Here is a 25,493-nt window from a genome sequence, read left to right on the forward strand (position 1 = left end):
ACTGTCGTTTATTATGGTAACCCAAATAGAACATAAACTAACTACAATCAATGGAGACGATTTTGCCGTTCTTTGCCGTCAATACTTAAATTTCAAATATTCTTTTGTTTACCCTACAGGTCTTGTTGTGGGAAAGGACAAATCCAGAAAAGGCACCCCTGACACATTTATCCCGGTCGGTGATTATTACCTTTTTGTAGAAATAACTACCAAAACTGGAGATATTCTTACCAAGCTCAAAAGTGACATCAGCCATTGTTTCTCTCAAAATGATGTGCCGAAGGAAAAAATCATTAAGGTTGTCTTGATGTTCAATGGAGTCCATGATACAGTTAAGCACGAGGAACTTAAAACATGTCTCTCAGCTTATTCTGAAGATTGTCGCTTGGAGGTTGTTGACATAAGGATTTTAGCAAACGAAATAAGCCAAAACTATCCTTCTCTTGCAAGAAAATTAGATATACCTATAGATACAGCCCAAATTCTAGAGGTATCTGAGTTTGTTGAAGATTATGAGAAGTCAAAATTTGCAACTCCTTTATCCAATGAGTTTTTTAATAGAGAAACAGAAATTGAAGAAGGATTAAATAACCTCAAAGAGAAAGACATTCTACTAATCTCCGGGTATGCAGGAACAGGTAAAACAAAACTATCGATAGAGCTGACAAAACTATTTTTAAGCGAGAACAAAAACTATGATTTAAAATATATAAGGGCTAACGGAAACCTAGACATTTGGCAGGATTTACAAATATTCCTTTTACCTGAAAAAGACTATTTATTGGTGCTGGACGATGCCAACAAGCTCAAGGATAATCTAATACAGATATTAAATTTTCAACGAAAAAGAGTAAACAAAGGACGGATAAAAATCATTTTGACGGTACGAAATTATGTTAAAGGGGAAGTTCAAAAATTCCTTGATGATTTTGTGCTTATTGAACTCAAGCCATTTGCAAGAGATGAGCTAGGAAAGATTTTACAGTCTGATGAATATAATATAAGTGATTACTATGCCGAAAGAATATTCAATATCTCAAAAGGCAATCCCCGACTTGCGATTATGGCTGTTATTGCTGGCCAAAGTGGTGAATTGGAAAAGCTAAATAATCCATCACAAATTCTGGAAACCTACTTTTCTTCGGTGAAAGAAAGTATTGATTCGTTTGAAAATAGAAGCCTTTTAGCTGTTGCAGGCCTATTGTCTTTTTTTAAAACCATTAATCTCGAAAACGAAACACAAGTCGGTGAAATTGAAAAGTATTTTTCAGTTTCGAAACTGACACTTGAGGAGAATCTTAGGATTTTATATAATCTTGAAATTGCTGATGAATTTGAGAGGATCTATAAGGTTGCTGACCAAATTTTAGGAGAATACATATTGTATTTAGTATTTCTTAAAGAACAAGAAATATCATTTTCCAAATTAATTGATGCATACATAGATAAACACGGAAGGTTCTCACTTGGGCATATCCTTAAGGAGCAAATAAATAATTTTAGTCTCGAATTGATTGGGGAACTTATTTCAAATGATATTAAAGAAGGTTGGCAAAAAATCAAAACTAAAGAACTTGCTATTTCCTTTATTGATGATTTTTACTACTACATTCCCCATGAGTCTCTTAGTTATTTTGATAAAAAAACAAAAGAGATTAAAGGAGATAATCCAAACGATTACACTTTTAAAATCTTCAACGAAAGACACTCTGATACTATTGGAGACAAGACTATTGAAATCCTAATAAGATTTCAATATTTAGGAAAAGAACAGTTCCTTTTAGCCTTAAAAATTATCACTGAGTATGGTTTGAAATCTGAATTGAGATTTCACAAATTGTTAAAGTCTTTTACTGAAAGAATATCTATGGATAGATATAGCTACCAACAGGGATATTTTCAGCAAATATGTCTTTTTGACTTTTTGTACGAAAGAATTCAGGATGACCGTGATTTTTATTCAAAAATTATTCTCTTTATTGCTCCAACCTTTCTGCGAGATAATTATCAATCCAATCACAGCATTGGCAACCAAATACTTATTGGGAATTATAATGTTGTCTTAAGTGAGGAGCAAAGAGTATTCAGAGAAAAACTATGGAAGTTTATTTTTGAGAGTTACGAAAGAGCAGAACTGAAATTCCACTGTCAAAAATGCATTCAAGAATATTCAACCAACCTAGAATATCATAATAGATCCTTACCTGTCATTGAATTTGACAAAACTCTTCTTCTAGAGTTTTATGAACTGAAGCTAAACTTTAATGATTTTATTGATAATGCTATACTGGCAACTTATGTAGACAGGTTAAACTGGATTCAGGTTAGCAATGAACGTAAACTATTGAAAAATCTGAAAAATCGAGCTTACAAGCTTTATCAAAAATTGACCGATACTAAAAGTGAAAGAAAAGAAAGGAGGTTAGGGCATGATGATTATGAGAAATACAAGGTAAATCAAATAGCTAGATATACCAAGGATTTTACAAGGTCAGATTACATGAAGATTGTGAATGACTTAAATGTAATTTATAAGAATAGGGAATTTCATAATGAAAGAGCATATATGCTTTCCCAATCAGTATCAAGACTGCTTAGAGTTGTTGGTAATCGAAACTTTGACTTGTTCTTGGAATTATTCAAAAAGATTGTTAGGTCTGATTATGCGAGTGAAATTCATATGGACTATTTCACAAGGCTTCGACTGAACAGGGAAAAGATTTTTCAGTTTAGAGCTCTACTATCGAAAAATATTTATATCGCATACTTGCCAAACTTACAGGCTTCTATTTCATCAAAATATCTTATTGAAGAGGATTTTGAATTTTTCAAGAAATACTTGAAGAATAAGAAAATTACATATTTCTGGTTTCTTGAAGAGCTACTTAAAAGATTATCACCTTTTATTGAAGATACGTATAAGACTTATGGAGAGGTATTAGACATACTTTTGTTCAGAGCAGGACAAGGGCAAATTTTCGTTCCGAACACATTTTTTATCTATATATGTAACACACAACCTAGGTTGTTCTATGATAAATTGAGCGTAGTTAAAGATCTCTATCTAATTCTTGACGAAACCGAAAGGCATTTCGACTATTCACTTGAGGTTCTAAAAATCATATTGGAAAAAGACCCTGATTACGTAATAAGCCTAATGGATTTGCATTTCAAAGATTCAAGCTATTTATCAAAAAGTTCATTATTGGAAAATGATTTCAAAAAACTTTGGGAACTTGAAAACTATGAGGAGGTATTTACCAAAATACTGAACTATTCAAATCCATATCATAGGATTTCTGACAACCCAGATAACATAACCAATATTTTTATTGACAAAAGAGAGAGACATATAAATTTTCTTAGAGGCTATTTAAAGAAAACTACTGATAAACAAGGTGTTTACACTGTTTTTAATATAGTAGTATCTCTTTTTAATGAACACCGATTCGAGTTCTTGGACCTAATCTTAGATAAAGGCATCGATTTTAATACCTTTCAAAAACTTGATTTTGTTGTATTGAGTAGTACTTTTTCTGGCAGTAGAGTCCCGAGGCTCAAATATAAAATCTCAGAATACGAGAAGTACAAAGAATATCTCCAAAAGAAGAACAATACTGGGGCCCTGGATTTCATTAACGAGTTGGAAAGAAAAATATACTTGTGTAAAACATATATTGAAAGAGAGAGAAAAGACGAGTTCCTCAAAGATTGGGGAATCTAAACTAAATACCGTACAAGCAAAGCTTTGATTACAGTAGAGGATAAATTATTGGTTACAAAAGAAATCAATGAAGTTACGATTGACTATGTCAAAAAAATAGTATTCCGTAAGTTATTGATGACATTTTGTTTTGAATTAAAGCAAAATACCAAAAGAATTACTGGCTTGATCCAAAGACTTAATTTTTATGGCATTGATGCTAAACCTATGGAACTTGAATTTGAGCTTTTGGAACAGTTGGAAAACTTTATTGATAATCTCAAAAAAGAAGAACGTACCGCTTTATACTTTTGGGTATTGAACCAAAGGTATTTACACTACTTAGATGAATTGGAATATGATGATGACACATACTCCGAAAGTGAATACGATAAAAAGTTTAGCAGGGAATTGGCCTATAAAATTTATGAACCTAATAATAGCAATTTGAGACAAGAAACTGTACAAGAACTAAATAACTTCTTATGTACTTTTGCCACAGAATTGGATTTATCATTAATAGATGGATACATGCTAAATCAAATTTTGGAAGAAATTGACAATTATTGTTTATGATTACCTTCTAGCTAGTTTTTTTAAGTTTAAATGCAAGAATAAATTTAATCAGTTAGAACACAAAAACAGTTTCGAAACACTATAAAATTTAGCGCATATCATACGTATTTTATATGAATCATGTCTCTTGGTATGAAAGCGAATTTTACTTCATCATGCAATTTCAATAAAACTATCCCTTGAAAAATTATAGTGCTCATTCATGTGAACGTATCCCAATTGATTGCATACCATTGTAGTGTCTCCTAACATTGTGCCGTTGCCAATATTTCTATGGATATGGCCATATATCCAATAATCAATATCGGATTTAGTTATAAAATCAGTTGTATCCACAACAAAAGCATTGTTAATGGGGCTACCTTCAAATTCAGGGGAATTGCATAATGGTGTGGGCAGATGGTGAGTTACAACTACAGTTTTGTCATTCAGAGGTTTTAGATTTTCCCTAATGAAAGTGTAGGCTTCGTTATGAAGCTTGTTTGAAGGCTTCCCTGCTTTTCGGACAGTATAAAAATCAACTATTTTTATATCATGAAGAAGAGCAGATTCACAGAAACACAGATCGTTGCGATGTTGCAACAGTACGATTCGGGTATGAAGGTCACCGACATCTGTCGCGACAAGGGTATCACCACAGCTACTTTTTACAGTTGGAAGCGCAAATACGGTGGTATGGACACCCAGCAGCTCAAGGAGCTAAAATCGCTACAGGAAGAAAACAGAAGGCTTAAGGCCATGTACGCCGACTTGAGCTTAGATCATCGAATTCTAAAGGACATCATCGAAAAAAAGCTCTGAGGCCCTGTGAGCGTAGAGAACTGGCCAAGGACATCATCAATGAAACGGGCCTGAGCATTGCCAGGGCCTGTACGATAGTATGCCTCTGCCGTTCGATGTGGTACTATCGGAGCCGCCGCGACGATACGGAAGTCATCGACAAGCTTACGGAACTGGCCGAGGCCAAGCCCAACAGGGGCTTCGACTGGCTCTACAACCGTATCCGCAAACAGGGCCATAAATGGAACCGCAAACGGGTTTTGAGGATCTATCGCCTCTTGGGCATGCAGCTCAGGAGAAAGACCAGGAAACGTTTGCCCAAAAGGATAAAAGAGCCGTTGGAGGTGCCCGATGCACCAAGGGAGGTATGGAGCGCGGACTTCATGTCCGACAGCCTTATTACGGGAAGGAGCTTCAGGGTCTTCAACGTGATGGACGATTTCAACCGTGAGGCACTTTGTATGAAAGGAAACTTCTCCATGCCGGGAATACGGGTGGTGGAGTATCTGAGGGAGGCCATAGAGATCCATGGCAAGCCCTTTGCCATACGGGTGGACAACGGCCCTGAATTTATATCCAGGGTCTTTGTAAACTATTGTGAAGTGGAGGATATCGAGATAAAATATATACAACCCGGCAAGCCGAGCCAGAACGGTTTCATCGAAAGGTTCAACAGAACCTATCGGGAAGATGTACTGGACGCCCATTTGTTCAGGGACATCGAGGAAGTAAATATGGAAACGGAACGCTTCAGGGAGGAATACAATCGGTTCCATCCCCACAAGTCACTAGGGAGAAGCAGCCCGAAAGAATTTTTAGAGGTTTTTCAAAGGGGCATGCCCCTTTGAAAAAACATTTTGTTTAATTTACCGCTGTACGAAAAGGGGTAAGTCTTCATGTTAAAATCATCAACTGTAAGCCGTCTCTGATTAATCATGATTTTATAAAAATCATTGACTCCACTGGATACAAATTTTTCATTTTCAGGATATATGTGGCTCCAAAATGTAGAAAAAAGAAAACTAATGTCTTCTATTATCTCAACATGATTGTTCAATAAGAAGACATTCCTTTGAATTTCCCATTTAAAAGGCTTTTGATGTAAAGACAAATCATAGCCACCATAATATTCATGATTGCCGGATATTACAAACGTACGTTTATAGTTGTCAGATGCCCATTTGAAAAAATCAAGTTTCGCATATTCAGGCCCTAGGTAATGGGTATCTCCGGCAATAATTAGAGTTTCAGCGGTTGGCATCAAAGGGTATTCGGCCAACCAACTTTTATTATGCGGGAACTCTAAATGCAAATCTGAGCAGTATTGTATTCTCAATTCACGAGATTTTATGAGGTAGTAAAGTAAGAAGATATATTCGTTTTATACAGTTTTACATAACCTTCTTTTTGTGAAATAGGTTTGTGTAAAATGCCGCAAAGAAGTAAAAAAGCATTAAAAATGCGGCACGAATGCGGCACGCTATAAGAAATATGATTTTTCAATTAATTTATAACCTATTAAAAATCAATGGCATATAAACAAAAAAGCTCCGATTTCTCGAAGCTTTTTGCGGTCTGGACGGGACTCGAACCCGCGACCCCCTGCGTGACAGGCAGGTATTCTAACCAACTGAACTACCAGACCAATGATTTTATCTTACTAGACTCCTGCAACAGCGGGATTCAAATCTTGTTCATTTGCTTTTTTAAAGCGAGTGCAAATATACATTCTCATTTCGGATTCAACAAAACATTTTTTTAAAATAAATACCTAAGCAAATTTCTGTCGTTCAATCATAAATGTATTCAGTACTTGAGAGAAGTTTTGCCGCACATCCACACCCACATATTTAATTCTATATTGAGCGCATTTTAACTGCAAACTTTCTTGATATTCCCGCACTTTTTTGGAGTAGGCCTTTTTAATGTTATCCGCATATAAATCGATATGCTCCCCGGTCTCCACATCCACATAGCGCTTTGGAGTGTTTTCAAAGTCAAAACCCAGTTCGTGTTTTTCATCAAGCAAATGAAAAAGGACCACGGCGTGTTTGTTGTATTTTAAATGACGGAGGGCGTCAAAGAGTTGGGCTTCTTCCGTTTCGGTCTGGAACATGTCCGAAAACAAGAAAATAAGACTCCGGCGATGGATTTTTTCCGCAATCTGATGCAGAAATGTATATGTTTTGGTGGTTTGCGAAGTACTTTTGGTTTCCGACACCTCATTCAGTTTGGAGTACAACATCTGAAAATGACGCTCGCTGTTTTTTTCGCCGGCATGAAAGTTATAGGTATCGGAATAAATGCTCAATCCCACTGCATCCCGCTGCTTTTTCAGGATTTGCATTAAAGCGGCAATGGATAACACCCCAAAACCAATCTTGTTGAGGTTGTCAATAGAGAGCTTTTTCACATCAGGGTAGTACATGGAGGCCGAGTTGTCCAAAATCATGTGGCACCGTAAGTTGGTCTCGTCCTCGTAACGTTTTGTATAAAGCCGGTCGGTTTTCGCATACAGTTTCCAATCGATGTGTTTGGTACTTTCGCCAGCATTGTAAATTTTATGCTCTGCAAATTCCGCCGAAAAGCCATGAAACGGACTTTTGTGAATACCACTGATAAAACCTTCCACAATCTGGTTGGCCAATAGCTCCAGATTTTGGAAAAGTTGCGCTTTATGAAGTTCAGACCGTATGTCCATATACTGATTATGGCTTCAAGATAAAACAAAAAAGGCTTGGCGATTGCCAAACCTTTTTTAAAATCGGTATTCAAACGGTGTTACAGAGCGGCCTCTATAGCATCTGTATAAACTTTCTTGGGAGATACACCTACTTGACGGTTCACAATCTCTCCATTTTTAAAGACCAATACGGTAGGGATATTACGCACCCCATATTTTGCGGCAAATTGCTGATTTGCGTCAACATCCACTTTACCAACAACGGCCTTGCCTTCGTATTCCTGGCTTACTTCCTCAATGATCGGACCTACCATTCTACAGGGTCCGCACCAAGCCGCCCAAAAGTCTACTACGACAGGTTTGTCGCTTTTTAAAACTACTTCGTCAAAAGTTGCATCTGTTATTTCTAGTGCCATCTTATTTATTTTAATATTCGCAAAGTTAGTCAAATATTGCCCATGTACCTTACGCACAGGGCATTCGTTTTAATTATTGTGCCATCAGCGTAACCTATATGGGCTAGTTTAACTTATAGTGAATCTCATGGGCTTCCAAGGCCGATAGCAATTCACTACTGATTTTCACCTTCTGTTTTCTGCTGGACAGTTTGAGTTTTATTTCATCCTGCATTTCATATACCACAAAGTTGAGCGGATGTTCTCCCTTGAATGACCGCAAGGTGTCTTTGAGGGTTTGAATGCGTTGCTCTTGCAAACGAGCCACATCCAATTTTATGGTAAGCTTACGTGCATAGGCATCCATCACATCCTGAAGCTGTTTAAAGTCATTGAACTGCAATCGGGGCTCTCCTTTTTTACCGGTTTCCCGGTTAACCCATCCCTCACGCACAAAAGCTTTCACGTATACAAACGAGTTGATCATTAAAAAATGGCGAAACTTGAGGTACTCCTCTCCAAAAATCCGAAATTCATGGGAATCCGTATAATCTTCCAAGGTGAAGAGTCCCCAACCTTTGCCATTTTTGGAAATCCGGTGCTGCACATCCGTAATGACCCCTGCAACTGAAAGTTCTCGATTGACGTAAGGTTCCAATTCCGTAAAGGCCGAAACGCTGGTATTGCAAAATGCGGTAATCTCTTTTTTGAAATCATCCAAAGGATGGCCTGAAATGTAAATCCCCACCACCTCTTTTTCTCTTCGGAGTTTTTCCATGGTGCCCCAATCCTCACAAGGTGGAACGATAGGCTCTGGAATCTGTACTTCACTGGCATCTCCGAAAAGACTTACTTGTGACGAATTCTCATTCTCCTGGAATTTCGCTCCATATTTAATCGCTTTTTCCAAAAAGGTGATATCGTCCCCATCATGATGAAAATACTGTGCACGATGTGTATCCGTAAAGGAATCGAACCCTCCGGCCAAGGCAAGGTTTTCGAATGCTTTTTTGTTGGCAGCCCGTAAATCCACTCGTTTGGCCAAATCAAAAACAGACTTGTACGGACCGTCTTTCTTTCTGTTTTCTACAATGGTCTCCACAGCAGAACGTCCCACACCTTTAATGGCACCCATCCCAAAACGTACCGCATTGTCTTTGTTCACGGCAAATTTGTAATAGGATTCGTTGACATCTGGGCCGAGTACTTCCAAGCCCATCCGCTTACATTCTTCCATAAAGAACGTCACCTGCTTGATGTCGTTCATATTATTGGAAAGCACTGCCGCCATATATTCAGCAGGGTAGTGGGCCTTCAAATAGGCAGTTTGGTAAGCGATATAAGCATAACAGGTAGAGTGACTCTTGTTGAAAGCGTAGGATGCGAAAGCTTCCCAGTCCTTCCAAATTTTCTCTAACACGTCTCTTGGATGCCCATTCTTTTCGCCACCATCCAAGAATTGTGGTTTTAATTTTTGTAGCAGGGCAAAAATCTTCTTACCCATCGCTTTCCGAAGCACATCCGCATCACCTTTGGAGAATCCTGCCAATTTTTGGGAAAGCAACATCACCTGCTCTTGGTACACCGTAATCCCATACGTTTCCTTCAAGTATTCCTCCATATCTGGAAGATCATAGGTGATTTCTTCCTCGCCGTGTTTCCGCGCAATAAAGCTGGGGATATATTCCATCGGCCCTGGACGATACAATGCATTCATAGCGATGAGGTCATCAAAAACCGTAGGTTTAAGGTTTTTCATGTGCTTTTGCATCCCCGGCGATTCGTACTGGAATATTCCTACCGTATCCCCACGCTGGAAAAGCTCGTATGTTTTCTCATCATCCAATGGAAAATCATCGGGAACCAAATCTATTCCGGTTCTGGCCTTGACAATTTTCACCGTGTCCTTGATGAGGGTCAGTGTTTTTAACCCCAAGAAATCCATTTTAAGAAGCCCGGCACTTTCAACCACAGAGTTGTCGAACTGGGTCACGTATAGGTCGGAATCCTTTGCGGTGGACACAGGGACGAAATTGGTGATGTCATCTGGGGTGATGATGACCCCGCAAGCGTGGATTCCTGTATTTCGGAGCGAGCCTTCAAGCACCCGGGCCATCTTTACGGTCTGCCCTTCGAGATCATCCCCTTCGGAGATGTTCAACAGTTCATTGACTTTTTCAAGTTCATCGGAACGGAATCTCTTTCGCAAATCAGCTTCCTCAACCCCAAAAATCTTGTTCAATTTGGACATATTGGGGATAAGCTTGGCAATACGGTCGGCATCACCCAATGGAAGATCTAGAACCCGTGCCGTATCCCTGATGGAGGATTTGGCCGCCATGGTACCGTACGTAATAATCTGCGCTACCTGATTCGAACCATATTTTTTGATTACATAATCCATGACCCTGCTTCGACCTTCATCGTCAAAGTCAATGTCAATATCGGGCATGGATACCCTATCCGGATTCAAGAAACGCTCAAAAAGGAGGTCGTATTTGAGTGGGTCAATATTGGTAATGCCCAAACAATAGGCGACCACCGACCCCGCAGCAGAACCCCGACCTGGACCAACGGATACGTCCATGTTCCTCGCTTCGCGGATAAAATCTTCCACAATCAAAAAATATCCCGGATAGCCAGAGTTTTTGATGGTCTCCAATTCAAAATCGATGCGCTCACTAATTTCTGGTGTAATTTCTTCATAACGCCTTTTAGCACCTTCGTAGGTGATGTGGCGTAAATAGGCATTCTCACCGCGCTTGCCCCCGTCTTCGTCATCTTCCTTGACCTTGAATTCATCGGGAATGGTGAACTTGGGCAGGAGAATATCACTGGCGAGATCATACGGCTCGATTTTATCAATGATTTCCTTGATGTTGAGAATGGCTTCGGGAACATCTTTAAAGAGTTCCTTCATCTCGTCCGAAGACTTGAAGTAGTATTCCTGATTGGGCAATCCATAACGGTATCCCCGACCTCGACCTATGGGCGTGGCCTGCTTCTCTCCATCTTTTACGCAGAGCAAAATGTCATGCGCTTCTGCATCCTTTTTATCACAATAATAGGTATTGTTGGTGGCCACCAACTTAACATTGTGATCCTTGGCGAATTGTAACAAAACCTGATTCACACGGTCTTCATCTTCTTGACCGTGGCGCATCATTTCAATGTAAAGGCCATCCCCAAACTGCTCTTTCCACCATAAAAGGGCTTCCTCGGCTTGTTTTTCACCTACGTTCAATATTTTGCTGGGCACTTCACCATATAGATTTCCGGTTAGGGCAATGACATCTTCTTTGTACTGCTCCACCACTTTTTTGTCTATACGGGGCACATAATAGAAGCCATTGGTATAAGCAATGGAGGACATTTTTGCCAAGTTGCGGTACCCATTTTTATTTTTGGCCAGTAATACAATTTGATGGCCGTAATCCTTTACGTTTTTATTGGTGTGGTCCTCACAAACGAAGAATTCGCAACCTACAATGGGAATGATCTCTTTTTCGGTGGGTTGTTCTCCTTTCTCCTCCAACTCGGCATTCTTATCCTTGACCGATTTATTGTGCGCCATGACTTCTTTCACAAAGTGAAACGCGCCCATCATATTGGCATGGTCTGTTAAAGCAACAGCGGGCATTCCGTTTTGGGCAGTGGCCTTTACCAAATCCTTGATGTTGATGGTGGACTGTAGCACCGAAAATTGGGAATGGTTGTGCAAATGGGCAAACGGAGCGTCCTCAAGGGTTTCAATGTTCTCTTGGATTTCTTCCTGCGAGATATCCCCGGTATCCTGAGCCCAAAGTGCATCGGCTATCTTCTTGGAAGCTTTTTTTAGATTGATGTGCTTTAATCCAATGAGCTGGATCTCTTGCGGATTGGCTTCGGTAAACCGTTCAAAATAATCGGGTTGTACGTCCAGTTGCTCTTTGGTAAACTGTTTTTTTCGAACCAGTTCCAAGAAACAACGGGTGGTAGCTTCCACATCAGCTGTTGCGTTATGCGCTTCCGCAAAGGCTTCACCAAACAGAAATTCGTGCAACTCGGTAAGGGTAGGCAGCTTGAATTTACCGCCCCGCCCTCCGGGAATCTTGCAAAGTTCTGCCGTATGCTCCGTACAGGTATCCAAAACAGGGAGTTGGGTCAATGGACTTTCCATGGTTTCGCGGTGGAATTCGCACCCCATAATATTGATGTCGAAATCTACATTTTGACCTACCACGAACTTGGTTCGTTCCAATGCTTTGTTGAAGGCTTCGAGAACGGTTGCCAACGGCACACCATTTTGCTCGGCCAAGGCCGTGGAAATACCATGTATCTGTTCGGATTCATAGGGAATATTGAACCCATCCGGTTGAATAAGAAAATCTTGATGTTCCACCAAACTACCGAGTTCATCGTGCAGTTGCCATGCAATCTGAACACATCTTGGCCAGTTGTCGGTATCGGTAATGGGAGCATCCCAACGCTTGGGGAGTCCTGTGGTTTCCGTATCAAAGATTAAGTACATAGATTCAATTGTAGGTCAAAAAAGCAATGAATAAAAGTACGGAAGAAGGCCGTTTTGGAAAAATAGAGTTTTTACGACTTATCAACTAAAAAAAGCCGGGAAATTCCCAGCTTTTCTTTTTTTGTTTAAAACCTGTTATTAGGAGACTGCAGCTTCAAAAATATTAGCGGTCTCCAAGGTTTTCCGAATCGCGTTTCTGTGGCGCATCAGCAAACTTTCAGTGGATGGCGGCAATACAAAATCTTTGTCCTGTAAAATATCATTGTAAGTGGCAATAGCCTCTTTTTCGCCTCTAAGCACCTCTTCAAGCATGGCCTCTTCGGTATTGGAAGAAATCAATGCCTTAAAGTCAATCCAAGAGCGGTGCAGTGTTCCTTTGGCGCTTCCACCTTTATCGGGCGCTTGTCCAAAAGAGATGATTTCTGCTTTTAGCTCTTTTCCAAAATTATAGCGCTGATTTGCGCTGTTTTCAAAAAATTCTTTAATGGTTTTATTATCTACCTTTTCAGCCGCTTGTCTAAAGCCTTTTTCAGCATCATAGGTTTTTTCCAATAGTTCGTTCAATTTGTTCGACATTTCTACGGTGTACTTCATGGGTTTCATCTTCATTTATGTTATTGGCTGTCGACTTTCGACAACGTCTATATAGAAGATACAGGAAATCGACCCAAATCCAAACAGTTAGAAAGGTTTAAGATGGGTTTAACGGGATTTGCGACCTTTGTTAAAACAGTTTAACTTTTTTGTGTGTTAATAGCTGTGTAATAAACAAATAAATGTATATTTGCACCCGCTAAAACAAAAAGCGAAGATTTTCCGATTTCTCGGAAATGACATTTTAAAGTGAAAGAATTAATAACCAGGGTCGGGCACCCTACAAATTAATGTGATATGCCAGTTAGAATTAGACTTCAGAGACACGGTAAAAAAGGTAAACCATTTTATTGGGTGGTTGCCGCAGATTCCAGAGCAAAAAGAGATGGTAAATTTTTGGAAAAATTGGGCATCTACAATCCCAATACCAATCCTGCGACCATTGAATTGGATGTAGATAGTTCCGTAAAATGGATGCAAAATGGTGCACAACCAACGGATACCGCTAGAGCCATTCTTTCGTATAAAGGAGTTTTGCTGAAACACCACTTGTTGGGCGGGGTTGCCAAAGGAGCCCTTACCGAAGAACAAGTTGAAGAAAAGTTCAAAGCTTGGTTGGAAGAAAAAGAAGCTGCCGTTCAGGCCAAAAAAGATGGTTTGAGCAAAGCTGAAGCAGAAGCCAGGGCAGAAGCATTGAAAGCTGAGAAAGAAGCCAACGAAAAACGAATCGCAGCTGCTACTGCTGAAGAGGAAGTAGCTGAGGAAGCTGCAGAAGAAGCCACTGAAGCTGCTGCTACCGAAGAAGCTCCTGCTGAGGAGGCCACTGCCGAGGCTGAAGAGGCCCCTGCGGCCGAAGAAGCTTCCAAAGAAGAAGAGTAAGATTACGGACAATGCGCAAGGAAGATTGCTTCTACCTGGGCAAAGTCGTATCAAAATACAGTTTTAAGGGTGAGGTATTGGTGAAATTGGATACCGACGAACCTGAAATCTACGAAAACATGGAATCCGTTTTTGTTCAATTAGGGCAAAATCTGGTTCCATTTTTTATTGACCGCTGCCGACTTCATAAATCGGCTTTGCTCCGTATCGATTTTGAAGAGGTGAAGGATGAAGCTTCCGCGGATAAAATCATAGGTTCCGAATTATACCTGCCCCTTTCCATGTTGCCCAAATTGAGTGGTGACAAGTTTTATTTTCACGAAGTAATCGGGTTTACCCTCATGGATGAGGTTCATGGGGATATCGGAATCATACAATCCGTAAACGATAGTGCTTCACAGGATCTTTTTGAAGTCAAAAAAGATGGGAAGGAACTGTTGATTCCCATTAGCGATGACATTATCACCAAAGTGGACCGGAAAAACAAGACCATACATGTAAAAACCCCAGAGGGGTTGGTGGATCTATATTTAAACTAAATGGTTTGGAATAAAAAAAGGAAGCTTTTGGGCTTCCTTTTTTAGTAAAACAGAAAGATTCTATTTTTTCCACTTACCACCACCGAGGTAGAAACCAAGGGAAATACCAAAATAGGAGTTTTTGACTTCGGCGCCATCGCCAAGATCGGATTTGCCTATAAGATTGTAGGTAGCGGCCAGCCTAAATTTTCCAGCTTCAAAACCAGCTCTAACAAGACCGCCAAATTTTCCATCAACCTCTAAATCTACAGATGCTTGGACGCCTTCTACTTCTACACTGGAGCTAAGATTGCCAAGAGAGCTGTAGCCAACTCCACCACCGATAAATGGTGCAAAGGAAGAACTTCCATTATGAAAATAGTAATCAAAAGTACCTGAATAGGATACACTTGCAGTGAGGTCAGCTTCGGTTGCACCAACATTCTTGGCCATGGCAGCAGATTCAAAACGTAGACCAATGTTCATATTGTCCGCTATATTATACTTGGGCTCAATGGCTAGTAAAATTCCACCTCCACCATCAGGCATTACATACCCAAAGTCAAGTCCTACGCGAAATTTGTTCTGCTCCTGTGCATGTGCCCATTGTACCAGAGATGCCATTACAAGGAAGGCATAAAAAAGTTTTTTCATAATAAAAATGTTTAATTGGTAATTTGATTTTATTTCAATTAAGTGCCGAAAGTAACCCATATACAAGGTTGGAAATATCCAAATCTAATGGATGGGCTATTTGACTTTATGAATGCTTGAGTTGAGTTGGTGAGGTAAAGACGTATACCATATATAAGTACATTTGGACTATGAAACCATTTGTCTTTAAACAATTCACTGTCCACCAAGATCAATGTGCCATGAAAGTGGGCACCGATGGGGTATTATTAGGAGCTTGGACCTCTTTGGGGCATCAACCCAATGCTATTTTGGATATTGGAGCGGGTACCGGATTGATTGCTTTGCAACTCGCCCAAAGATCAACAGCAGAAACCATCGATGCCATTGAATTGGACGAGAACGCCTACGAACAATGTGTGGCCAATTTTGAAGCATCGCCATGGGCAGACCGACTGTTCTGTTATCATGCCGGGTTCGATGAGTTTGTGGATGAAATGGACGAGAAATATGATTTAATTGTTTCCAATCCACCTTTTTTCGGAGAAGAAGTGGCCAGCGGGGATGAATCACGCGATAAGGCTAGGCAAAACAGTTCGTTGCCGTTTAAAGAATTGGTGGAAGGCGTTTCCAAACTGTTGGGTGGTGATGGTGTTTTTGCTGTAATTGTTCCTTTTAAAGAGGAAGACAGTTTCATCGACTTGGCTAAACGTGTTGGCTTGTTCCTAAACCGAATCACTAGGGTGAAGGGCAATCCAAGGGCAGAGGTTAAACGAAGTTTATTGGAGTTGGGGTTTTCAAAAAAAGAACCGCTTGTAGATAGTTTGATCATTGAAGAGGAGCGACATCAATACACAAAGGAATACATTGAATTGACACAAGCATTTTATTTAAAAATGTAACATTGAATGGACTAAATGTTATATTTGGCAAATAAAATTTCTATTGATGAAGCCCGATTTATTTGAAGCCCCAGATTACTACAATCTAGATGATCTTCTTTCCGAGGAACATAAACTGGTACGCGATGCTGCCCGCCAATGGGTAAAGCGAGATATTTCACCCATTATCGAAGAATATGCCCAAAAGGCAGAATTCCCTAAACAAATCATTGGTGGTTTGGCCGAAATCGGTGCTTTTGGCCCCTACATTCCTGAAGAGTATGGTGGTGCAGGCTTGGATCAAATCAGCTATGGATTGATCATGCAAGAAATTGAACGTGGTGATAGTGGTGTTCGTTCCACAGCGTCTGTGCAATCTTCTTTGGTGATGTATCCCATTTTTGCTTATGGAACAGAGGAGCAGCGGAAAAAATACCTGCCCAAACTCGCCACAGGAGAATGGATGGGCTGTTTTGGATTGACAGAGCCCAATCATGGTTCCAATCCCGGAGGCATGGAAACCAAGTTCAAGGATATGGGAGACCATTATGTTCTAAATGGCGCCAAACTTTGGATTTCCAATTCACCTTTTGCCGATGTAGCAGTAGTATGGGCCAAAAATGAAGAAGGTCGAATCCATGGACTTATTGTGGAACGGGGTATGGAAGGATTTTCCACTCCCGAGACCCATAACAAATGGTCGTTGCGTGCTTCGGCCACGGGAGAATTGATTTTTGACAATGTAAAAGTTCCAAAAGAAAACCTACTGCCCGGTAAAAGTGGACTGGGTGCACCATTGGGTTGTTTAGATTCCGCTCGATATGGGATTGCATGGGGCGCAATAGGTGCGGCCATGGATTGTTATGATACCGCACTTCGATATGCCAAAGAAAGGATTCAGTTTGGAAAACCCATTGCAGCCTATCAATTGCAACAAAAGAAGTTGGCCGAAATGATTACCGAAATCACCAAGGCACAGTTGTTGGCTTTCCGATTGGGACAGTTAAAGAATGAGGGCAAAGCCACTACAGCGCAGATTTCCATGGCCAAACGGAATAATGTGGATATGGCTTTGAAAATTGCTCGCGAAGCACGACAAGTCTTGGGAGGTATGGGCATTACCGGGGAATACAGCATTATGAGGCACATGATGAACTTGGAAAGTGTGATCACTTACGAAGGCACCCACGATATCCATCTGTTGATTACTGGTGCAGATATTACGGGTATTCCAGCGTTTAAATAGACTTTAGCCAACTTTTTCCACTGTCACTTTGATGGATTTGCTGATAGGGGTCTGACTCTTATCCGCAAAGTGATTGTAAGGGACCAGCAAATTGGTTTCCGGGAAATAGGCAGCCATGTTCCCTTTGGGGATCTCATACGGAATTACCAAAAATTGTTCGGCTGTGCGTTGAATCCCATCATAATTGCTGTGCAAGTTCACAATATCCAATTTCTTCAATTTACGATTTGCCATATCCGCTTCGTTCATAAACACTACCCTGCGTTCGTTGTAAATACCTCTATAGCGGTCATTCAATCCATAAATGGTGGTGTTGAACTGGTCATGGGAGCGGATTGTCATCAATAGCAGTTCATTGGATTGGAGTTGGTGGTCCGGCAAAGTGGTAATCGATAATTGAGCCATGCCATTGGGAAGCATCCTAAAATCACGCTTGCGGACATTGTTGGGCAAATAGTACCCAAATCCTTTGGATTGTTCGCTGGTGTTTTCAAACCCTTTTACCGTTTTGTCGATTAAAGCTCGGATGAGGTTGTAATCCTGTCCCAAGGTATACCAATTCATGGAATGATTGCCTCTAAAATACGTATGGGCCAATAGCGAAATGATTTCTGGTTCACTTTTAATTTGTTTCGATGCAGGCTTCAGCAACCCCCTACTTTGACGCACTTTCCCCGTACTGCTTTCCATGGTCAAAAACTGGAGCTTTCCGTTTTTCTCATCTTTTTCAGAACGTCCAAAAGTGGGCAATAATAGCGCTGTTTTGCCCGTAACTAAATGACTTCGGTTTAATTTAGTACTGATTTGAACCGTTAAATCACAATTTTGAAGAGCCTCCGCAGTATATTTTGTATCCGAAGCAGCCATTAAAAAGTTACCGCCCAAGCAGGTAAAAACCTTTGCTCTTTTTTCGTGCATGGCCTCAATGGCCTCAACGGTATCATATCCCTTTTCAGTAGGGGGATCAAAATTGAGGTGTTCCCGAATTCTATTGTTCAAGCCTTTGTTCACATAATGCATAATGCCCACACTTCGGTCACCTTGCACATTGCTGTGGCCACGAACAGGACAGGTTCCTGCAAAGGGTTTGCCCACAGCACCCTTCAACAACAAGATATTTACATATTCCTTAATGCATTCCACCGCATTTTTATGTTGGGTAATGCCCATGGCCCAACAGATTACAATCTTGGAATTCTCGGCCAGCAACTGAACGGTTTTGTCAATTTTTCGCATGGAAACGCCGGTCCTTCGTTGCAAACTTTCCATGTCGTAGCGTTCCAGATCCTTCAATAGATCGTCATAACCATCAACAAATTCAACAATAAACTCATGATCAAGAATATTGGAATTTTTGGCATTGAGGGCAACCAGTTTTTTTACGATCAGTTTGGCCAAGGCAATATCCTCATTGATTTTCACAGGTAAATGAATATCGGCAATGGCTTGCCCGCTGCCCAACATATCCGAAACACTTTGGGGGTTCTTAAATCGGACCATACCCGTTTCGGCCAATGGATTTATGCTGATGACCTTGCCCCCGTTCTTCTTGCACTTTTCCAGTGCAGATAACATTCGTGGGTGATTGGTGCCAGGATTTTGACCGACCACCAGAACCACTTCCGCTCCGTACAGATCATCCAGTTTAACGGAACCTTTTCCAATGCCCAAAGTTTCGGAAAGGGCCACCCCGGATGATTCATGGCACATATTGGAGCAGTCGGGCATATTGTTGGTGCCAAAGGCACGAACAAACATACCGTAGAGAAAGGCCGCTTCGTTGCTAGATCGGCCCGAGGTGTAAAAAATGGCTTCATTGGGGTCTTTCAGTTTGTGAAGTTCATCGGAGATCAATTCAAAAGCATCTTGCCACGAAATGGACTCGTAGTGGATGCTGTTCGGCTTCAAGACCAATGGCTCCACGACCCTTCCCAGTTTGTTCAGTTCATAATCACTCAATTGGGATAATTCTTCTACCGAATGCGTGGCAAAAAAATCCGCTCCAATATGTTCTGTAGTGGCCTCATCAGCCAAAGCCTTGGCTCCATTTTCGCAGTACTCTGCAATTTTTGAGGGGTGTTCGGGTACGGGCCAAGCACAACTGGGGCAACGAAAACCGTCTTCTTGGTTCATTTCCAACAAGCTTCGCATGGAACGGGCTATGCCCATTTCCTTAAAACTGTGCCGTAATGCTTCCTTTATTCCCAAAAGACCTGCTGAGGTCTGCATAGGTTCTTTTAAGCGCAGTCCGGTAAATTTAATGTTTCCGGTTAGGGATATGTTGCGCTTTATCTTGTTTTCCATGGACCTTAAGGATTTGCTTATTGCTCTTTCTAAGGTACGGCATTCCACTCACTTGTTCGAACCAAATAGTTTTTTGCTGGTCTTCATATCGGCATATCTGGGGTCGGGGATATAGCTTTCTTTTTGCATTTTGATGACTTCAATGCTCAGAAAACCAAACTCTTCCACCACCTTGCCATAGAATCGGTAGATGCCCTTGCCCCTAAAAAAATACTTGGCGGCAACGGGAGGGAAAAGCACTGTGTCGAACACTTCGCCATGTTGATCCACCAAAGTGGCAAAGTGCATGCGTTTACCGTTGTGCGTGGACGTATTCTTTACCGTGACCAGATAGCCATAAATGTCGATATGCTTATTGAGGTAGCGATGCAAGTCTTTCTGTCCGTTGCTGTTTTTTGGGGGTTCTGCCAATAGGTCAAAAGGACTGCGCAAGCAAAAACCCAAGAGTTCCAGCTGGTCAAAGGCTGCTTCGAGAGCGGTGGTGTGCAATTTTGGAATTTGAAACCCATGGTGACGGGGCGGAAAAAGCTTCGGGTGCTCCAATCGGTCATTTTTGGACAACATCAAGTGGGCTTTCCAGAGCAGTTCATGTTTATTGATTTCCGTAAAACGGAAGGCATCAATTCGAATAAGGATAGCCAGTTGTTCCATCGAAATAAAGACACGGTCCAGAAAATCTTCCAAGGAGGTAAACGCTCCATTTTTGTATCGTTCTTTAATAATGCGCTCCATGACCCGGCTCTCCAAATCACGGAGATACATCATTCCCAAATAAATGTGACTCCCATAAATTCGGTTGACCGCCACACTGTTATTGATGCAAGGCGGGTGTATGGTGGCACCCATCATGCGGGCGTCGTGAATGTAAAACTCAGAGCGATAAAACCCTCCACCATTGTTGAGTACGGCCACAGAATACTCCAAAGGATAGTAGGCTCTCAGGAACAGGCTTTGGTAACTCTCCACAGCGTACGAGGCAGAGTGCCCCTTGGCAAAGGCATAGCCTGCAAAACTGGCCACTTGGTTCCACACCTCAAAAATGAGCGTATCCGAATAGCCCTTTTTTCGACAGTTCGAGATGAATTTGTCCTTCACTTTTTGGAATTCTTCCCGCGAGCGGAATTTACCGCTCATTCCCCTGCGGAGGACATCGGCCTCACCCAAGTCCAAATCCGCAAAATGATGGGCCACTTTAATGACATCTTCCTGATAAACCATAACGCCATAGGTGTCCGGCATAATGTCCAACATCACGGGATGGGCTTTTTCCTCGGCCCTTCCCTGGTGTCGGTGACGAAGGATGTATTCCCGCATCATGCCACTTTTGGCCACTCCGGGCCGAATAATAGAGCTTGCTGCCACCAACCCCAGGTAATTGTCCACTTCCAGTTTTTTGAGTAACATGCGCATGGCAGGCGATTCCACATAAAAACAACCCATGCATTGGGCAGTTTTAATGAGGTTGTTGATGGTGCTATCCGCCTTAAACCCTTGGATGTCATGGATGTCAATTTCCTTATATTTTTCGGGTTGATTATAAGCGACAATCTCCAAGGCTTCTTTTATTTTCCCCAATCCACGCTGACCCAAAATGTCAAATTTGTACAGGCCGACATCTTCGGCGATGACCATATCGTATTGGGTGGTGGCAAATCCTTTTGGGGGCAGATGGGTGGCCGAAAACCAATGCAATGGCTTTTCACTGATGAGGATTCCCCCCGCATGAATGCTCAAATAGTTGGGTTTGCCCCTTAAGAGCGCTCCGTACTTAAGGACCAATTTGGAAATGCTGTCCAGTTCATCATAATTGTATCTGCCTTCTGAAAGAAAATCAATCTCATGGGGAGGGAGGCCAAAGACTTTACCCAACTCCCGAATAACACCCCGTTCCTTAAAAGTAACATAGGTTCCGAGCAGGGCTACGTGTTCAAAGCGTTCAAAAATATATTCGGTCATGGCGGGGCGGTCCTTCCATGAAAAATCGATGTCAAAATCAGGCGGATTGGCCCGGTAGAGGTTGATGAAACGTTCAAAATAGAGGTCGAGCTCCATGGGGTCCACATCGGTAATGCGAAGCAAATAGGCCACAATGCTGTTGGCGCCGCTGCCACGGCCCACATAATAGAATCCTCTTCGGCGTGCTTCGGAAACAATGTCCCAGTTGATTAAAAAATAGGAGACAAAACCCATTTTTTTGATGAGCTGTAATTCTTTTTCCAAGCGGGTTTTAATGGAATCATCCATTTCTTTATAGCGATACGGAAGGCCTTCGGTGCAGAGTTTCTCCAAGAGCCGTTCATCTTCTTCCACACTTCCCAAATAGGTTTTAAGGTTTTGGGGTTTTCTTCCCTTGGAAAAATCGAAATGGATGCTACAACTGCTGAGCAATTTTTCAGTATTCTCCAGAATAAAGGAAAATTCGGAGAAGGCCGCCGCCAAATTTTGGATGGGATACATCTTTTCATCCTCATTGGCTTCTTCCTCTTTGGAGAGCCTGCTCAACAAAACATTGTTGTCTATGGCCCGGAGTAATCTATGGGCATTAAAATCTTGCTTGTTCCGAAAGGTAACAGGCTGTTGCACCACCAATTTGTGCTTTAGGTTGATCAATATGGAAAAAGGCAATCTGCGAAGATCTTTGATGGAAACCCCAACAAACTCCTGCTCCGAAAAATTGTCCAAATCATGCAGCAGAACTTGCTCAAAAGGATAGATGACCATGGCATTTTTAAAAGCAGGAGCCCTCTGTGGAATTTTCAATTGGTGATGGAGGTGGTGTGATAGAAATTTGTTGAGTTCCATATACCCCTCATTGTTTTGGGCAATCCCAATAAAGCAAGGACTGACACCATTCCTAAAATCGATGCCCAAGATAGGTCTGACCCCAAATTCTGGTGCTTTTCGAACAAAATTTAAGCATGCGGACGTGTTGTTGATGTCGGTGAGCACCAACTGGGTCACATGGTTTTGCTGGGCCAATTGCAATAGCTCTACCTCCGAGAAGGTCCCGAACCGTAGACTGTAATATGAATGGCAGTTTAGATACAATTGTCAATTTTCAGTTATCAGTTATGAGGTTGAGCTGTCATATCGAGCGGAGTCGAGATGCGAGACCGGCATGTAAAAAGCCCCTCTCGACTGCGCTTGAGGTGACATTTGGTTATTGCTTATTGGAAATTGCTCATTGTTCACTGTTTCCGATGCGCCAAAACTACTGGTGGTTGACCATCAAAAGGGTTGTGCATGCTCCCAATGGTCTTGGCACCCATGGCGGAGGCACGCAGCACACTCCGAGCACCAAATCGGTTGCGCACATGATCCATGGCATGGTAGAGGTTCAAGGTCTCTTCCGTATCCTCAAAAAGGTTGATTTGGTAATTGCCCGAGACCAGATGACTGAATCGAATCCCGATGAGTCGCACCAACATCCGTTTATTGTACAGACTGTTGAACAAATCCAAAATCTTTGGAATGAGTACATGGTCGGCACTCGTATACGGAATACGAAGCTGCTTGGAATAGGTGTTAAAATCGGAATACCGAATTTTTACAGCAATGCAGGCCGTCAACTTATCGCCACGGCGCAATTGGTAGGCCAAGTTCTCGGTCATGGCCAGCAAGATGCCCTTCAATTTGATGACATCGATGGTGTCACGGTCAAAAGTTCGTTCGGTGGAAATGGACTTTCGGTCATGGAAGGGAATAACGGGGGTGTTATCAATACCGTTGGCCCTTTTCCAGATGACTTGGCCGTTTACCCCCAAAACCCGTTGCATAATGTCCATGGGCATGTCTTGGATGGTCTTTATCCGCCGTATCCCTAAATTTCTAAGGGTTTGATAGGTTTTATCGCCCACCATAGGAATCTTTTTAATAGACAATGGGGCCAAAAAAGGCTTTTCCAGCCCAAAATCGATTTTAAGTTGATTGTTGGGCTTGGCCTCGTTGGTAGCCACTTTGGAAACCACTTTGTTCACCGATAGCCCGAACGAAATGGGCAGTCCCGTTTCCCGAATGATCTTTTGGCGCATTTCCGTGGCGTATTTGTAACAGCCAAAAAAGCGGTCCATGCCCGATAGATCGGCGTAAAACTCATCAATGCTCGATTTTTCGAAAACGGGCACATGTTCCTTGATGATTTCCGTGACCACATCCGAATACTTGCTGTAAGTGCCCGCATTGCCGCGGATGACTACGGCTTCTGGACAGAGTTCCTTGGCCATTTTCATGGGCATGCCCGAATGAACGCCAAATCCACGGGTCTCGTAGCTACAAGCGGCCACCACACCACGGTCGCTTGTGCCGCCCACCAATAAGGGCTTGTTCTTAAGCTCTGTATTGATGATGCGCTCCACAGATACATAAAATGTATCCAAGTCCAAATGCAAAATCGTCTTTTCCATTGTTTAGCTGAAGGAAAGCTAAATTATGGAAATATTCCTATAAAATGGAAATATTCCACAAAATAAATATCAACAACGCTGGCTGCTATTTTTTCCGAAAAATCATCATATCTTTGTTCCGTTGTGTTGGATTCCAGTCGCGATGATTGGAATCAGGTTGAAGCATCAAATTGATGCTCGCCAATGAAAGGCTTTCCTTTTGGAAGGCTTTTTTTGTTTGTGGGACCGAGAGGTCGAACAAATTCCGTTGTAGAGCGGAATCACCATATGAATTAAGTCGCAATGAGACCTCTCGACTCCGCTCGAGGTGACAGTTCATAAAATATTAGTGGGAATTCGAGCAATTCGTGTCAAACTACCCTTATTAACGCTAAAGATTCTTCGCTTTGGTCAGAATGACAAATCAAAGCACCATCAACTTCCAGAAATGCTATGCGCCACATGGTGCACCAGCGAAGCGGCCAGTTTTGCCGTTTGCCCATCAATGTCGTATTTGGGATTCATCTCTGCGATGTCCATACTGATGAGTTTTCCCGAGTTTACGATGGTCTTCAAACATTCCAGTACAATATGGGGGGTAAAACCCATGGGAGAAGCAGCACTTACCCCAGGGGCAAAGGCCGATGAAAATCCGTCCAAATCAATGGTCACATACACATGGTCCACATTTTTGGTAAACGCATTGATAAAAGTGGTGATTTCTTCCAAAAAAGTGACCTGAAAGGTTTCGGACATCACATAAATTACGTCAAGGTCCTTGGCCATTTGGAAGAGGTTTCGGTCATTGGCATCCTTTCGGATACCGAGGCAGAGGTATTTAAAATCGATGCCCTCTTTTTCACAGTCCTTGGCTATCTGGTAAAATGGGGTGCCCGAATTGCTCTGCTCCGTGTTCTTACGCAAATCAAAATGTGCATCAAAATTGATGATACCGATGGTCTGTCCCTCTTTCTTGGCATCCAAATAGGTTTTTATGCCGTTGTAGTGGCCGTAGGCCATATCATGTCCGCCACCCAAGACGATAGGGAACTGTTTTTTCTGTAAAAGGAATGTGACTGATTCCGCAAGTTGTTCTTGTGCAGATTCCATATCGCTATTGGCACAAGCAATCGAACCCACATCGTGCAAAAGGACATTGCTCCCCAAATGATTGGGCATTTTGGCAAAACTGCTTTTGATCGCATCAGGACCTTCCACGGCACCGACACGGCCTTGGTTTCGGCGTACGCCTTCGTCGCAGGCATAGCCCAAAAGGGCAATGGATTTTTTCTGTGCTTCGGGAAGTTCGTCCAAGGGTGTGCAATGTACCTTTTCGTGGAGATACAACCACTTGTTGGAAATCCTTCCGGTCCAGAGATTCTTTTTCGGGGGTTCATAGTGTTTCATCA

General features: G+C 41.9%; 20 protein-coding genes and 1 tRNA gene. 8 read left to right on the forward strand and 13 right to left on the reverse strand.

Going from position 1 to position 25,493, the window contains the following annotated elements; all coding sequences use genetic code 11:
* Positions 1-13: 13 nt before the first annotated feature.
* Together FG28_RS09100 and FG28_RS09105 are read left to right on the forward strand one after the other, a co-directional pair.
* Complete coding sequence (locus FG28_RS09100; RefSeq protein WP_036382176.1) at positions 14-3,724, forward strand: hypothetical protein; 3,711 nt, start codon at positions 14-16, stop codon at positions 3,722-3,724.
* Positions 3,725-3,748: 24 nt separating this feature from the next.
* Positions 3,749-4,279, forward strand: coding sequence for a hypothetical protein (locus tag FG28_RS09105; protein ID WP_141673427.1), 531 nt, complete (start codon positions 3,749-3,751; stop codon positions 4,277-4,279).
* Between the two features lie 153 nt (positions 4,280-4,432).
* On the opposite strand, the gene FG28_RS21120 is transcribed toward FG28_RS09105, so the two are convergent.
* A complete protein-coding gene (locus tag FG28_RS21120; RefSeq protein ID WP_197062571.1) occupies positions 4,433-4,861 on the reverse strand; it encodes a metallophosphoesterase in 429 nt (142 codons plus the stop codon).
* Here FG28_RS21120 and FG28_RS20780 point away from each other — a divergent pair.
* Together FG28_RS20780 and FG28_RS09115 are read left to right on the forward strand one after the other, a co-directional pair.
* Positions 4,814-5,080 (forward strand): transposase, encoded by a 267-nt coding sequence (locus tag FG28_RS20780; protein WP_036382181.1) that lies wholly within the window; start codon positions 4,814-4,816, stop codon positions 5,078-5,080. The two genes, FG28_RS21120 and FG28_RS20780, sit on opposite strands and share 48 nt — an antisense overlap.
* Before the next feature lie 35 nt (positions 5,081-5,115).
* Positions 5,116-5,907 (forward strand): IS3 family transposase, encoded by a 792-nt coding sequence (locus tag FG28_RS09115; protein ID WP_231562676.1) that lies wholly within the window; start codon positions 5,116-5,118, stop codon positions 5,905-5,907.
* Here the strand turns inward: FG28_RS09115 and FG28_RS09120 are convergent.
* The 6 genes from FG28_RS09120 to FG28_RS09145 form a co-directional block, all read right to left on the reverse strand.
* Positions 5,886-6,395 carry a metallophosphoesterase gene (locus tag FG28_RS09120; RefSeq protein ID WP_197062573.1) on the reverse strand — a complete coding sequence of 170 codons (510 nt, stop codon included), beginning with the start codon at positions 6,393-6,395 and terminating at the stop codon, positions 5,886-5,888. The two genes, FG28_RS09115 and FG28_RS09120, sit on opposite strands and share 22 nt — an antisense overlap.
* A 235-nt stretch (positions 6,396-6,630) precedes the next feature.
* Positions 6,631-6,704: transfer RNA gene (locus FG28_RS09125), tRNA-Asp, on the reverse strand.
* A 126-nt stretch (positions 6,705-6,830) separates the two neighbouring features.
* Positions 6,831-7,760 carry a DUF58 domain-containing protein gene (locus FG28_RS09130; protein WP_036382184.1) on the reverse strand — a complete coding sequence of 310 codons (930 nt, stop codon included), beginning with the start codon at positions 7,758-7,760 and terminating at the stop codon, positions 6,831-6,833.
* 80 nt (positions 7,761-7,840) lie between these two features.
* On the reverse strand, positions 7,841-8,158 hold the full coding sequence (gene trxA / locus FG28_RS09135) for a thioredoxin (protein ID WP_036382186.1): 318 nt from the start codon (positions 8,156-8,158) through the stop codon (positions 7,841-7,843).
* A gap of 103 nt (positions 8,159-8,261) precedes the next feature.
* Positions 8,262-12,647: a DNA polymerase III subunit alpha gene (gene dnaE / locus FG28_RS09140; protein ID WP_036382188.1), complete on the reverse strand. Its 4,386-nt coding sequence runs from the start codon at positions 12,645-12,647 to the stop codon at positions 8,262-8,264.
* A 138-nt stretch (positions 12,648-12,785) separates the two neighbouring features.
* Positions 12,786-13,241 (reverse strand): PA2169 family four-helix-bundle protein, encoded by a 456-nt coding sequence (locus tag FG28_RS09145; RefSeq protein ID WP_036386384.1) that lies wholly within the window; start codon positions 13,239-13,241, stop codon positions 12,786-12,788.
* A 297-nt stretch (positions 13,242-13,538) separates the two neighbouring features.
* On the opposite strand from FG28_RS09145, the gene FG28_RS09150 reads away from it, so the two are divergent.
* Both FG28_RS09150 and rimM read left to right on the forward strand, forming a co-directional pair.
* A complete protein-coding gene (locus FG28_RS09150) occupies positions 13,539-14,120 on the forward strand; it encodes a 30S ribosomal protein S16 (protein WP_036382190.1) in 582 nt (193 codons plus the stop codon).
* An 11-nt stretch (positions 14,121-14,131) separates the two neighbouring features.
* Positions 14,132-14,659, forward strand: a complete 528-nt coding sequence (rimM, locus tag FG28_RS09155) for a ribosome maturation factor RimM (RefSeq protein ID WP_036382192.1) — start codon at positions 14,132-14,134, stop codon at positions 14,657-14,659.
* Between the two features lie 60 nt (positions 14,660-14,719).
* Here the strand turns inward: rimM and FG28_RS09160 are convergent, their stop codons facing one another.
* Positions 14,720-15,292 (reverse strand): hypothetical protein, encoded by a 573-nt coding sequence (locus tag FG28_RS09160; RefSeq protein WP_036386387.1) that lies wholly within the window; start codon positions 15,290-15,292, stop codon positions 14,720-14,722.
* Between the two features lie 170 nt (positions 15,293-15,462).
* Between FG28_RS09160 and FG28_RS09165 the strand changes: the two genes are divergently transcribed.
* A complete protein-coding gene (locus FG28_RS09165; RefSeq protein ID WP_036382194.1) occupies positions 15,463-16,173 on the forward strand; it encodes a tRNA1(Val) (adenine(37)-N6)-methyltransferase in 711 nt (236 codons plus the stop codon).
* Between the two features lie 46 nt (positions 16,174-16,219).
* Positions 16,220-17,398, forward strand: coding sequence for an acyl-CoA dehydrogenase family protein (locus FG28_RS09170; RefSeq protein WP_036382196.1), 1,179 nt, complete (start codon positions 16,220-16,222; stop codon positions 17,396-17,398).
* Between the two features lie 3 nt (positions 17,399-17,401).
* On the opposite strand, the gene FG28_RS09175 is transcribed toward FG28_RS09170, so the two are convergent.
* The 5 genes from FG28_RS09175 to hutG all read right to left on the reverse strand — a co-directional run bounded on the left by FG28_RS09175 (position 17,402) and on the right by hutG (position 25,491).
* Positions 17,402-19,702: an FdhF/YdeP family oxidoreductase gene (locus FG28_RS09175; RefSeq protein WP_036386389.1), complete on the reverse strand. Its 2,301-nt coding sequence runs from the start codon at positions 19,700-19,702 to the stop codon at positions 17,402-17,404.
* A gap of 48 nt (positions 19,703-19,750) precedes the next feature.
* Entirely contained in the window at positions 19,751-22,750 is a 3,000-nt protein-coding gene (locus FG28_RS09180) for a DNA polymerase III subunit alpha (protein ID WP_036382198.1), read from the reverse strand.
* A gap of 140 nt (positions 22,751-22,890) precedes the next feature.
* Entirely contained in the window at positions 22,891-24,105 is a 1,215-nt protein-coding gene (gene dinB / locus FG28_RS09185; RefSeq protein WP_036382200.1) for a DNA polymerase IV, read from the reverse strand.
* Between the two features lie 85 nt (positions 24,106-24,190).
* Positions 24,191-24,424, reverse strand: coding sequence for a hypothetical protein (locus tag FG28_RS20615; RefSeq protein ID WP_156102247.1), 234 nt, complete (start codon positions 24,422-24,424; stop codon positions 24,191-24,193).
* A 95-nt stretch (positions 24,425-24,519) separates the two neighbouring features.
* A complete protein-coding gene (hutG, locus tag FG28_RS09190) occupies positions 24,520-25,491 on the reverse strand; it encodes a formimidoylglutamase (RefSeq protein ID WP_036382202.1) in 972 nt (323 codons plus the stop codon).
* Positions 25,492-25,493 lie beyond the last annotated feature (2 nt).

Source organism: Muricauda sp. MAR_2010_75 (assembly GCF_000745185.1).
Lineage (GTDB): Bacteria > Bacteroidota > Bacteroidia > Flavobacteriales > Flavobacteriaceae > Flagellimonas.

Excerpts from the sequence above, each read along its gene's own strand:
- hutG (WP_036382202.1), bottom strand. The coding sequence starts at position 25,491 with ATGAAACACTATGAACCCCCGAAAAAGAATCTCTGGACCGGAAGGATT.
- FG28_RS09100 (WP_036382176.1), top strand. The coding sequence starts at position 14 with ATGGTAACCCAAATAGAACATAAACTAACTACAATCAATGGAGACGAT.
- FG28_RS09170 (WP_036382196.1), top strand. The coding sequence starts at position 16,220 with ATGAAGCCCGATTTATTTGAAGCCCCAGATTACTACAATCTAGATGAT.
- trxA (WP_036382186.1), bottom strand. The coding sequence starts at position 8,158 with ATGGCACTAGAAATAACAGATGCAACTTTTGACGAAGTAGTTTTAAAA.
- FG28_RS09175 (WP_036386389.1), bottom strand. The coding sequence starts at position 19,702 with ATGGAAAACAAGATAAAGCGCAACATATCCCTAACCGGAAACATTAAA.
- FG28_RS20780 (WP_036382181.1), top strand. The coding sequence starts at position 4,814 with ATGAAGAAGAGCAGATTCACAGAAACACAGATCGTTGCGATGTTGCAA.
- dnaE (WP_036382188.1), bottom strand. The coding sequence starts at position 12,647 with ATGTACTTAATCTTTGATACGGAAACCACAGGACTCCCCAAGCGTTGG.
- FG28_RS09145 (WP_036386384.1), bottom strand. The coding sequence starts at position 13,241 with ATGAAGTACACCGTAGAAATGTCGAACAAATTGAACGAACTATTGGAA.
- rimM (WP_036382192.1), top strand. The coding sequence starts at position 14,132 with ATGCGCAAGGAAGATTGCTTCTACCTGGGCAAAGTCGTATCAAAATAC.
- FG28_RS20615 (WP_156102247.1), bottom strand. The coding sequence starts at position 24,424 with ATGAACTGTCACCTCGAGCGGAGTCGAGAGGTCTCATTGCGACTTAAT.
- dinB (WP_036382200.1), bottom strand. The coding sequence starts at position 24,105 with ATGGAAAAGACGATTTTGCATTTGGACTTGGATACATTTTATGTATCT.
- FG28_RS09130 (WP_036382184.1), bottom strand. The coding sequence starts at position 7,760 with ATGGACATACGGTCTGAACTTCATAAAGCGCAACTTTTCCAAAATCTG.
- FG28_RS09150 (WP_036382190.1), top strand. The coding sequence starts at position 13,539 with ATGCCAGTTAGAATTAGACTTCAGAGACACGGTAAAAAAGGTAAACCA.
- FG28_RS09165 (WP_036382194.1), top strand. The coding sequence starts at position 15,463 with ATGAAACCATTTGTCTTTAAACAATTCACTGTCCACCAAGATCAATGT.
- FG28_RS09160 (WP_036386387.1), bottom strand. The coding sequence starts at position 15,292 with ATGAAAAAACTTTTTTATGCCTTCCTTGTAATGGCATCTCTGGTACAA.